Genomic DNA, 11,593 nt, shown 5'->3' on the forward strand with positions numbered 1-11,593 from the left:
AAACTTACGGGCTTACGACTTCGTATCCCAAGAAATTCGGGCCGCAGAAGACCCCGAATTTGAAACCTTCTACACCAAAAACATTCTGCTCAACGAAGGTCTGAGAGCCTGGATGGCCCCTCAAGACCAACCTCACCAACGGTTTGAATTCCCTGAAGAAGTGCTACCTCGCGGTAACGCGCTCTAAGATTCAAACGTTCTCATACATATTTGTCACAGAATGTTCTTTCCCCTCCCCAAGAGGGGATTTTTTTTGGCTTCCTGTAACAGTAAAGGCAACAGAGAGTAGGGTGGGCATTGCCAGCCCTACAATGATTAATACTACACAAGGTTGGGTGAAGCATAGCGTAACCCATCTCCCGACACCCAACACCCGACACTCCCACCCCAAACCGGAAAAAATTTTCCCCGTCGTGACCATTTTTGAAGAAAAGGTGTTATGTTGGATATCAAGGTGAGAAACTCACCAGATCGAAAAGTCTTGAAACCAAGTCCGTCTAGGCAAAAAGGAGGTGATGCCCATGATTGATAGTAGTAAAATTATGGGTCTCCTAGTTGGATATAGTCGGCTGTGCGCCGAGGCTGTTCTTTAGGAGTTGAGTGGATGAGTCCGCTTTTGAGCGTGTTCTCAGAAGTAACTCCCCAACAACAATTAAAGTTCCTTTCGGCAGTCAGACTTTGACTAGGAAGACCCGCTCAGACCGCTCTTACAATAGTGTTAGTAGCTCAACGCTGCTCACTCCTCGTAAGAGCGGATAGTTTTTTTGTAGATAAGAGATATTGCGAGATAGGCCCCGATACCCATGGCACAATTACTCAGTGACGCACAAATCCAAGAAAACTTACAACAACTTTCGGGATGGACGCAAACTGGCAACAAAATTCAACAAACCTTCAAATTTAAAGATTTCGTCACGGCCATTGATTTTGTCAATCGTTTAGTTGAGCCAGCCGAAGCCGCCGGCCATCATCCCGACCTAGAAATCTCCTATAATAAGGTGATAGTCAGCATGACCAGTCACGATGCAGGAGGGTTAACCGAGAGAGATTTTGAGATGGCCAAAAAAATTTCTCAGTTAGCGTAAATTTGATCTAAAAAAAAGCAAGATATCACGGGTCTAAGCGAGTGTCTCGTGGAGGGAAACGGTCTAAAATGAACAAGACACTATCTTGGCCAACCTTTGACCAGCCTAACCGCCGATCAACACTTGCTCAGGTTGTGTATGATAGGCTAAAAAAGCATAGGTTAACCAAACCCAATGTCACTTGCTAGCAAGGTGTGAGGACAAACAATGTTAAAACAGTTTTGGCGATTACAGTTAATGAGTCCTGCTGCGGTAGGGATGGCTCTGCTTCTTTCTAACCCAGCAGTAGCGATCGCACCGGAAGTGGAAACTTCTCAGGCAACGCCCAAAGCATCAGGTGTATCCGTATTAAGTGATTCGGAGCTAGATGCTTTAAATAAAAAAGTCTCTCCCCAAGAGACCGGACAAAAACAGGCGGAAAAACCAGCCCAAGCCGAGGTTGCCTCAGAACAGGTGGCCTCGGAGTCTATTTCAGTTAATGCACTAGAAGTTAGTGAACTGGAATTAGAAGAACTCGAACGCACTGCCGTTACTGCGCAACCCGTCAGCCCCGAATTAGAGGCCAGCCCCGAATTAGAGGCCAGCCAAGTCAACGCAGCAACCAGCCAACTCGACTCCTTAGACGAGTTAGCCCATGCCGACGAACCCAGCCTATCTACCCCTGGGCAACATGAAAGCACCATTGCTCAAACCGCCCCGGTTGAAAATCGTTCCAATACCAATCCCCAAGGGAACGAAATTCTCGAACAAATCAACCGTTATGGGACTGAAGACTCCAACGGTTCACTGGGGCAAGGCGTACCGGGAGCAGCCCAATTTACCGATGTTTCCCCCAACGACTGGGCATTCCAAGCCTTAGATGACTTGGTGCGCAGATACGACTGCTTAAAAGGGTATCCTGACGGCACATACCGAGGAAACCGTCCCCTCAGCCGCTATGAATTTGCCGCCGGGTTAAACGCCTGTCTGCAACAGATTGAGCGTTTAATCGCAGCCTCCACCGCCGACTTTGTAACTCGTGCGGACTTAGAAACCTTACAACGCCTCATCCAAGAATTTGAAGCGGAACTAGCCACATTAGGAACTCGCGTTGATAACTTAGAAGGTCGCGTGGCATTCCTCGAAGACCATCAATTCTCCACGACCACCAAACTGTCTGGGGAAGTAATCATGGCCTTAACCAACGAATTCGACATCTCCAGCGATGATGATGCCGAGGATAATGTCTCCAATACCTTAGATTCTCTCAGTCAGTCGGCCTTTGGAGACCGGGTTCGTTTAGAACTGAACACCAGCTTCACCGGAAACGACCGCTTAGTTACTCGCTTAACGGCTGGAAACTTAGCAGCTTTTGAAACCGTCGGCTTAGAAGGTGCGAATATTGGCACAATTCCCAACTCTGAATCCTTCTCCTCGTTCCAAACCTTTAATATTGGCCAGAACGATAACAACCAGAACGATAACAACGTTGAGTTAGACAAATTAGCCTATTACTTCCCCTACCGTAACTCCCAAGCCTACATCTCCGCAGCCGGCGGGAACTGGAGTGATGTAGTCCCCACCCTCAACCCTTACTTTGAGGACTTTGATGGTGGCGATGGGGCATTATCCACCTTCGCCCAACGGAATCCTATTTTCCGCATTGGCGGTGGTTCAGGGGCGGCTCTGAGCTTTGGTTTTACGCCCATCGAAAGCATTTTGGGTCCCAGTACCGTCACATTAGGGTACTTAGCGGGTAGTAATGCCGCTAACCCAGGGGCTGGACAAGGTTTCCTCAATGGAGATTACTCCATTTTGGGGAACATTAATGCCAACGTGAGCGATACCATTGCCTTGGGCTTAACCTATGTCCATGGGTATCATGCCTCAGAAAGCCCGATTTTCGCAGAAGGAGAAGCCCGGAATCCCCAAACAGGGTTAGTGGGAAGTTATCTCGCCAATAACCCTTGGGTGTTACTCGATGACAACGCCGATAATCGGCAAATGGTGACTAACTCCTTCGGTGCGCAATTCGCCTTCCGGCCGTCTTCTAAGTTTGTGGTCAATGGTTCAATTACTTGGACTGATGTCACCATGCTGCGACGGGGTGACGCGGATATCTGGACTTACGCCCTCGGTGTTGCCCTTCCCGACTTTGGTAAAGAAGGCAATGTCTTAGGATTTTACGGGGGGATGCAGCCCACCCTGCGTGGTATTGAAGCCCTTGGAGTCAATGACGGAGTCCGTCGTGTTGATGATGTCTGGCACATTGAAGGGTTCTACAAGTACCAACTCACCAGTAATATCAGCATTACCCCTGGGGTGGTTTGGGTGATTAATCCTAACCAGAACTTTGAAAATGATTCCAATGTGATTGGAACGTTGAGAACCACGTTCTCCTTCTAATTTTTGTTGCTGTCTGGGGGGCTTCTCTCCACGTCGGGGGAAGCATTAAACCAGATAACTCGGCAATTTTAAGAACCTACCTCAAGGAGGTAGGTTTTTTGCTATGGCGTTTCTTGGCGTTTCTGCAAAAATCCTCTAATCCCGACCGGAGAATGGGAGTATACTAGAACATAGTCCATCATTGCTCACTCACACCTGAAAAAATCAGTGGAACTTTCCTGTCGGACGGAATATGCCTTACTGGCCCTTTTGGAACTCACCCAACATTATCAAGAGGGAGACCCTCTCCAGATTAAACAAATTGCGCGATCGCAGCATATCCCCGATCGCTACCTAGAACAACTCCTCGCCACCTTACGACGGGGAGGCATCGTCGCCAGTCAACGGGGGGCCAAAGGCGGATACTACCTCGCCCAAGCCCCCTGGCAAATCACCCTACTCGACGTGCTCCATTGTTTAGAGGGCACAGACTCCCGCAGTAAAACCGAAAGCACCGTCACCACAGTAGAAGGAGCAGTGGTAGAAGAAATTTGGCAAGAAGTTTATGATAGTGCCTACGAGATTTTGCAACGCTACAGCTTACAAGATTTATTCGACCGACGGAATGCGCGATCGCAAGTGAACCTCATGTATTACATCTAGCTAACCCACAAGGAGAAACCCATGCCCATTGCCGACAACATCAGCCAACTCATTGGCCGCACCCCCCTAGTCCGTTTAAACCGCATTCCCGCCGCCCAAAACTGCGTCGCGGAGATCATCATCAAATTAGAAGGAATGAACCCCTCCGCCTCCGTCAAAGACCGCATCGGGGCAAATATGATCGAAACCGCCGAACGAGACGGCCTGATCCACCCCGGCCAAACCATCCTCGTCGAACCCACCTCCGGCAACACAGGCATCGCCCTCGCCATGACCGCCGCCGCCAAAGGATATAAACTCATTTTAACCATGCCCGAAACCATGAGCAGCGAACGGCGGGCCATGTTACGCGCCTACGGGGCCCAATTAGAACTAACCCTAGGGCCAGGGGGCATGGGAGGTTGTATTCGCCGGGCCCAAGAAATCGTCGAAAGCACCCCCAACGCCTATATGTTGCAACAATTCCGCAACCCCGCCAACCCCGCCATCCACCGCCAAACCACCGCCCAAGAAATCTGGGAAGACACCGACGGCCAAGTGGATATAGTGGTGGCTGGAGTCGGCACAGGCGGCACGATCACCGGAGTCGCCGAAGTCCTGAAACAGAAAAAACCCGACTTTCGCGCGATCGCAGTCGAACCCACCAGCAGCCCCGTCTTATCCGGCGGTGAACCCGGTCCCCACAAAATTCAAGGCATTGGGGCCGGTTTTATCCCCGAAGTCCTCAACGTCGATCTCCTGGATGAAGTCATCGCCGTCACTGATGACGATGCCATCCATTACGGACGACGACTGGCCAAAGAAGAAGGCATCCTCTCCGGCATTTCCACCGGGGCTGCCCTCTGTGCCGCCATTCAAATCGCCCAACGCCCAGAAAATCAAGGTAAACTGCTCGTCATGATTCAGCCCAGTTTCGGGGAACGGTATTTAAGCACCCCCCTCTTTCAAGACTTAGAACAGCATCCGGTGTCATCCCTGAATTAAATCCCCCTGTCGGAAACCCCGATGCTAACTGTATTTTGCATTGAATTACTATCAAACCCTACAAGTTAACCCCCAAGCCAGCCAAGCGGAGATTAAGCACGCTTATCGCCGCTTGGTGAAGCAATTTCACCCGGATAGCCAAACCGAGAAGTCCAGTCACGAACGGATTATTCAATTAAATGCAGCCTATGAGGTATTAAGCGACCCCCAACGGCGGTTACAATACGACCAACAAGGCCAGAATACCCCCTTAAACCGCCGCTATCGTCGCACCGCCACCGCCCAACAACGGCATCAAGCCAAGCGCACCAGGACCCCCAACCCAGATCAGCATCTTCACAAATGGTTAAAGGAGATTTATGATCCCATTGATGCCCTGATTAGCCCGATTTTGCAATCCCTCGATGAACAAATTGAGGACTTGGCCGCTGATCCCTTTGATGATGACCTAATGGCGGACTTTCAAGACTATTTACAGGATTGTCGCCGCACCCTAGAACAGGCACAAAGGTTGTTTCGTTCTCAGCCCAACCCCCCCACAGTTGCCCGTAAAGCGGCCCATTTATATTATTGTCTCAATCATATTTTGGATGGGTTAGAGGAATTGGACTGGTTTCCCTTCAATTATGATGAGGAGTATTTGCACACGGGACAAGAATTTTTTCGTCGTGCAGAACGGTTGCGCCAAGAGGCCGCAAACGGTTAAAGAGAGTTGTTTGCTGTAGGTGAGGGCCATGGGTCAGTTTAAGGTTTTCCCAGTGTTGGCGGCGATGTTAACCTTTATGGGGGTGTTGAGTGGAGTGATTGTGTTTGATCGGAGTGAACGCGATCGCGCAATCGCCCGGACCCGCACCCAAGTCATCAGCCAAGTCAGCACCATTCGGGCCCAACTCGAAGGATATCTTAACGCCCGACTCCTTCTCACACGGGGCCTAGTCGCCCTCCTCTCCATCAACCCCGACACCTCCGATCAAGAATTTGACCAAATTGCCCAACTCCTCTTAGCCCAAGAAACGGGCATTTATGGCATCTCTGCCGTAGAAGGGACAATCCTCCGCAACACCTATCCCAACCCAGGACGAGAAGCCATTATTGGGGCAGATTTACGCCACATTCCAGGGCAGTATCGGGTCATTCAACGGATGCAGAACACCCGGAAAACCCAAATTGCCGGCCCCGTGGAACTGGTAGAGGGGGGATCAGCCTTCATTAATTTTACCCCCGTCTTTACAACCCCCGCCAATAGCCCCCCTGGCAGTGGTCGTCTCTGGGGAGCCGTCACCCTCTTAATTGACGATCAGCGTCTCTTTGAGCAAGTGGGACTTCTCAACCCCAAAAATGACCTCCGCTATGGATTACGGGGGCGAGACGGCTTAGGAGCAGCCGGAGAAATCTTTTTTGGCGACCCGGAGGTATTTGAACAAGACCCGGTTCTCCTTGACATTTCCCTACCCAATGGCTATTGGCAAATTGCGGCCATTCCCAAAAAGGGGTGGCAACAATTACCCCCTAGAGCAATTTGGTGGCGCAGTGGGGGAGGACTACTGGCCTTTTTAGCGGGTGCAGTGGTCTTTGTCTTAGTCCGTGAACCCCTATATTTGCGGGAAGCGATACAGCAAGCGAATCAAGCCAATCAGCGTTTAACGGCGGAAATTCGGGAGCGAGAGCGCATGGAACAGGAGTTGCGGGAGTCTCAAGTCCGGTTACAGGTGGCCAAAGAGGAGGCCGACCAGGCCAACCAAGCGAAAAGCGAGTTTTTGGCCACCATGAGCCATGAATTACGGACTCCCCTCAATGGTATTTTAGGCTATGCACAAATCTTGCAGCGTGCCTCAGACTTGAATGCTTATCGTAATGGGGTGAATATTATTGAAAATTCCGGGAGTCATTTATTGACGTTGATTAATGAAATTCTTGATCTCTCTAAGATTGAGGCGGGGAAATTAGAGCTTTTTGAGCAAGAGTTTCCCTTATTTCCCTTTCTCGAAAGTGTCGCAGCCATGATCCGCATTCGCGCTCAACAAAAAGCACTGGAGTTTCAGTTTCATCCCGGTGCCGATTTACCCTTGACTGTGGTGGCGGATGATCAGCGATTACGTCAGGTGTTGTTAAATTTACTGGGAAATGCGGTGAAGTTTACCCCCCAAGGACGGGTTACGTTCACGGTGACGCAAGAGGACAGGCGGATTAGGGGAAAATGTGCCATTTGCTTTAGCATTGAGGATACTGGGGTGGGAATTGCACCGGAATACATTCCGGCGATTTTTGAACCGTTTCAGCAAGTGGGATATACGGGGAAACATTCCGATGGGACGGGGTTAGGGTTAACGATTTCCCAACGACTGTTAGGGATGATGGGAAGTGAATTGTCTGTGCAGAGTATTCCTCAACAGGGGAGTTGCTTTTGGTTTACGTTGGTTGTCCCCCAGGGGAGGTTAGAGACGGGGAAATGTCAGTCTGGGTTGGATGGGGAGCGACGGACGATTGTGGGGTATGAAGGCCGTCGTCGTCGCATTTTAATTATTGACAATCATCAGGTAAATCGGGTGATGTTGGTGGATGTGTTGATGGCCTTGGGGTTTGATTGTATCACTGCGGTGAATGGCCAGGAGGGGTTACGGTTGGCGGAAGTGTATTTCCCGGATTTGGTGATTACGGATTTAGTGATGGGTCCGTTGAATGGGGTGGAGTTAACGCGACGGTTGCGAGAGCATCCTCAGTTAGGGGAGAGTAAGATTATTATTACCAGTGCGTCGGTGTTGGCCGAGGATCAGCGACGGAGTTTGGCTGCTGGGTGTGATGGGTTTTTACCGAAACCTATTGAGATTGAACCGTTGTTGTTGTATTTACAGCAATATTTAGAGTTAGTTTGGGTGTATGAAGAAGAGTCTCATGGGTCTTCTCTGGAGGAGGAGTGGGTGATTCCTCCGGTGATGGAATGTACATTGTTACAACACGGGGCCCGAATTGGGGATTTTTCTATGATTGAGGGGGAAGCGCGTCGTCTCAGGGAGTTGGATGAACGGTATCATCGGTTTTGCGATCGCATCCTGGCTTTAGCCGCAGAGTTTAATGATTATGGGATTCAACAATTGTTAGAAAATTACACGGTCAGGGATTAAAAATCCCTTAAAATGAATTCCTCAGAGTAAAGAGTTGCCCCATTGTCTGAAATTGGGTGAACCCTAATAAGTTCGTAGTAAGCCTTTTAAGGCTTACAAGAAATAGATTTAATTAAAACAAGCGAAATTTTATATTAGTCTTCTTTTAGAGAGCTTTTGCTTTAGGCCAAGGGATTAAATTAAGAGTAATAACGGGGGTGAAGTTAGCGATTGATTCGGTATAAGCGAATAACTGAATAAAGTCATTTCAGACGAAAGATTAGGACAAATCATCCCAAATTTTATTTATGGTTTGTGAACCGACTCCTTTAACCCGTTTTTGCAAATCCGTCCGTGACAAAAACTCTCCCTGCTCTCGTGCTTTAATTAACGCATTCAATTGCTGAGTGTTCAATCCCCGTAACCGAGATGCTAACTCGGTTTTCGGTAAAGTATTCACCACCACCAAAGGATCAGCAACTTCTGGAGTTTTTTCTGTTTCCATTGCGTCTAAACGAGACAACAAGGTTTGTTGTTGCTGTTGAAGTGCTTCTAGTTGTTTCTCAAACCGTAACTCCATGTGGGTGAGACGGGAATGATAGTCGAGTAACTGTGACTCCACTGAAGACGGTGGGGGAGAGGGTGGAGTGGGACTTTCTACGGGGGGTGGGGTTGCTGTGGGTGGGGTGACAGGTTGGGGAGTTTTCGGTTGTCTCAGGAGGTGGACTTGGGTTTGTAATGACTCTGCTTTCTCTCCCTCGACGATAAACGCATTGATCATTTCCCCCCGTCTGGGGTCCATTTCTCTTGCTCTTACTGCTGCATAGTATTCTAACACCCCTTCAACTAACTGATAAGACTCTAAACTGGTACGTTTGACGATTAAGGGATTAATTAATCCTTCACTGGCTAAAATTTGCTCTGCAAGGGTGTTGATCTGGGTTTGGGAATATTGCGACTTGGGAATATCAGGAGGTTCTATTTTTCGTACCGCAATAAACGATGATGACAGTCTCATACCTTAACCCCAACTTTATCTAATACTTCCATCCCCAATAATTCAAACTCCTGTGCGGCTTTAGAATTGGGTTTATAGTCTAAAATAGAGCGAGGATTGGGAATTTCATGGCCATCAACCTCTTGCACTTCTTCGGTACATTTCGCTAAATCTTCCCGTTCATAAATTACGGTATCTAACACAGGTAACGCATAGCGTTCAGGGATAGTTTGTAATCGCTTTCTCAGGGTATGTTGGACAAACCGTGCATTGGTGGAAATCTGACACGCTAAAACTCCTAACACATCAATTTCAGACCGTCCAATTTGTCGTCTAAATCCGTTAATGGTTTTGACAAAATCTTTCACATTGGTTAATCCCTGATTGGCAAAGGGTTTTAAATCTGAGGGAATAATTAAATAATCTGTGGCAATTAATGCAATTCGTGCATAAAAGTTCAAGGAGGGAGGAGTATCAATTAAAACTACATCATAGGTATCACTCACTTGATTGAGTTTATCTCGTAAGATTAAACGACTATAGTCTAAGGAATTCAAATCTGTTTCATACTGCATTAAATCAATATGAGATGGGACTACATCCACTTCTGGATCAGTAAATTGGGATTTTCTGGCAATGTCGGGAATGTAATCGAATTCCTCAGACTGTAAAAGCTGGAGAATATTGGATTCTTTGATGTCATCTTCTTGTTCATCTTCAAATTTAATTAATCCTGTGGCAAAAGTGGTGTTTGCTTGACTATCTAAATCAATAATTAAAACTCGTTTCCCTTTTTTGGTTAAGGCCGCAGCAAGATTAACAACGGTGGTGGTTTTCCCAACCCCTCCTTTATTATGATAAACGGTAATAACTTTCATAGTTTTCTTAACTTGATTCGCACGTTGAACAGGATTAAAATTGGCAATATCACGATGGGTGGCTACAAATTTATGAATAATTGGGGGTGTGTCTTGATTATTCGTATTTGCAGATATATTCTCTGAGTCTGGAGTTGCGTCTGGGGTGGACTGGGGAGACCATGGGGGAGGACTCGGAGTAATGGGTTTAACGGGGGGTGCTGGGTTTAATGTTTCATTACTTTCTCGGCCATTACTTTCTCGGCCATTACTTTCTCTATTTTGTAATTCATCACGACCAATTAATTGTTTAATCTCCGGTAAAAAGTCCTCAACTTGTTCTCCACGACAAGTTAATTTTAAATAAATCTCCGATTGAATACGCTCATAAATGCGAATTTCTTTCCCATTAGTTAACAATCCATGACAAATGTGTAATTTGTTTAAATATTGCTTAAATTTTCGGACATGATCATCTAATTTTTCTCTGGGATGCTTTGCTTCAATGACCACAGATAACTGGGAGACTGCATCTAGAGGACGAGGGAAAAAAGATGTTGCAAACGCGAGAAAATCTAGTCTTGCTTTCCCGAATGCAACCTCCTGAGACCAAGTATCAGGAGTATATCCCAACTGAGGAAGTAGATACTGAGTAATGAGTTTACTTTCAACTTCCGTTTCATTGCGACAGAGGACAGGGTGAAATTTCAAGAGTCTTGGGAGATCAATGGATTAAACTAGGGAAATTATAAAATATAGCCCGATCCAAAATTGGTAACTTTCCCCAATCCTTTAAAATTTGTAATATATTTTTCGGGAAATGCAGTCTCATTCCCTGAATAGACAGAAATCAGCGTCAAACCGCGCAAACGTACCACTTCAGTCTATGATCGAGGGGGGACACCAAGGACAGCGATGGCATATATTGTTTCAATTGTCAATATGAAAGGAGGGGTGGGAAAAACAACCATCACCGTTAATGTGGGGACTTGTCTGGCCAAACAGTATAGACGACGGGTTCTCATCCTCGATTTAGATACTCAGATCAATGCTACTCTGAGTATGATGCCCCCTTTATACTTTGCCAAGCTGAAAAAAGAACGACGCACTCTGAAAACCCTGATTGATCAGACCATCCGTGCGAATACCGAAGACCGACTCCCTATCCAACAAATTATCTATCGCAATGTCTGTCAAATCAAGGGATTGGATATGATTGCAGGAGATGTGGAACTCTACGACGATTTTCTCCTCTCAGCTTTAATTTACACAAAAACCCAGTCCAACCAACAGGAATTTGAGCAAACTTGGAATAATGTGGAGAATAACTTATTGCGGGTGATTCTCAAACCTGTCTTAAAGCAGTACGATCTAATTCTGATCGACTTTCCCCCTGGGGATAACCTGATCACTCGTAGTGCTTTGTTGGCCAGTCAATATTACATTGTCCCTGCAAAAGCTGAACCTCTGTCTGTGGTGGGGGTTGGGTTGTTGGAGAGTCGGTTAACGCAACTACGAGAGAGCGATCGCGGGATCGCAGAA

At 47.4% G+C, this 11,593-nt stretch carries 9 protein-coding genes and 1 pseudogene; 8 read left to right on the forward strand and 2 right to left on the reverse strand.

The window, feature by feature from the left end; all coding sequences use genetic code 11:
* The 7 genes and pseudogenes from PN462_RS08775 to PN462_RS08805 form a co-directional block, all read left to right on the forward strand.
* Nucleotides 1–187: pseudogene (locus tag PN462_RS08775) on the forward strand (photosystem II D2 protein (photosystem q(a) protein)); the annotation flags it as partial.
* A 616-nt stretch (nt 188–803) separates the two neighbouring features.
* Nucleotides 804–1,085, forward strand: coding sequence for a 4a-hydroxytetrahydrobiopterin dehydratase (locus tag PN462_RS08780; protein ID WP_272127719.1), 282 nt, complete (start codon nt 804–806; stop codon nt 1,083–1,085).
* Nucleotides 1,086–1,292: 207 nt separating this feature from the next.
* Nucleotides 1,293–3,470, forward strand: a complete 2,178-nt coding sequence (locus PN462_RS08785; RefSeq protein WP_272127721.1) for an iron uptake porin — start codon at nt 1,293–1,295, stop codon at nt 3,468–3,470.
* A 207-nt stretch (nt 3,471–3,677) separates the two neighbouring features.
* Nucleotides 3,678–4,112, forward strand: coding sequence for an RrF2 family transcriptional regulator (locus tag PN462_RS08790; protein ID WP_272127722.1), 435 nt, complete (start codon nt 3,678–3,680; stop codon nt 4,110–4,112).
* A 21-nt stretch (nt 4,113–4,133) separates the two neighbouring features.
* Nucleotides 4,134–5,096: a cysteine synthase A gene (gene cysK / locus PN462_RS08795; RefSeq protein ID WP_272127723.1), complete on the forward strand. Its 963-nt coding sequence runs from the start codon at nt 4,134–4,136 to the stop codon at nt 5,094–5,096.
* Nucleotides 5,097–5,136: 40 nt separating this feature from the next.
* Nucleotides 5,137–5,802: a J domain-containing protein gene (locus PN462_RS08800; protein WP_272127724.1), complete on the forward strand. Its 666-nt coding sequence runs from the start codon at nt 5,137–5,139 to the stop codon at nt 5,800–5,802.
* Nucleotides 5,803–5,830: 28 nt separating this feature from the next.
* Nucleotides 5,831–8,218 (forward strand): ATP-binding protein, encoded by a 2,388-nt coding sequence (locus tag PN462_RS08805; RefSeq protein ID WP_272127725.1) that lies wholly within the window; start codon nt 5,831–5,833, stop codon nt 8,216–8,218.
* A gap of 259 nt (nt 8,219–8,477) precedes the next feature.
* On the opposite strand, the gene PN462_RS08810 is transcribed toward PN462_RS08805, so the two are convergent.
* Both PN462_RS08810 and PN462_RS08815 read right to left on the reverse strand, forming a co-directional pair.
* The gene (locus tag PN462_RS08810; RefSeq protein ID WP_272127727.1) at nt 8,478–9,215 is read right to left on the reverse strand and encodes a helix-hairpin-helix domain-containing protein; all 738 of its coding nucleotides are present in this window, start codon (nt 9,213–9,215) and stop codon (nt 8,478–8,480) included.
* Nucleotides 9,212–10,762 (reverse strand): AAA family ATPase, encoded by a 1,551-nt coding sequence (locus PN462_RS08815; protein ID WP_272127728.1) that lies wholly within the window; start codon nt 10,760–10,762, stop codon nt 9,212–9,214. Before PN462_RS08815 ends, PN462_RS08810 begins: the two co-directional genes overlap by 4 nt.
* A gap of 204 nt (nt 10,763–10,966) precedes the next feature.
* Here PN462_RS08815 and PN462_RS08820 point away from each other — a divergent pair.
* Nucleotides 10,967–11,593: ParA family protein (locus PN462_RS08820; RefSeq protein ID WP_272127730.1), on the forward strand; the 627-nt coding region annotated here is incomplete at its 3' end.

It is taken from the genome of Spirulina sp. CS-785/01 (assembly GCF_028330525.1).
GTDB lineage: Bacteria > Cyanobacteriota > Cyanobacteriia > Cyanobacteriales > Spirulinaceae > JAQMSD01.

Bases quoted from the DNA above. Each gene is read 5' to 3' on its own strand.
- PN462_RS08780 (WP_272127719.1), top strand. From the start codon at position 804: ATGGCACAATTACTCAGTGACGCACAAATCCAAGAAAACTTACAACAA.
- PN462_RS08785 (WP_272127721.1), top strand. From the start codon at position 1,293: ATGTTAAAACAGTTTTGGCGATTACAGTTAATGAGTCCTGCTGCGGTA.
- cysK (WP_272127723.1), top strand. From the start codon at position 4,134: ATGCCCATTGCCGACAACATCAGCCAACTCATTGGCCGCACCCCCCTA.
- PN462_RS08805 (WP_272127725.1), top strand. From the start codon at position 5,831: ATGGGTCAGTTTAAGGTTTTCCCAGTGTTGGCGGCGATGTTAACCTTT.
- PN462_RS08810 (WP_272127727.1), bottom strand. From the start codon at position 9,215: ATGAGACTGTCATCATCGTTTATTGCGGTACGAAAAATAGAACCTCCT.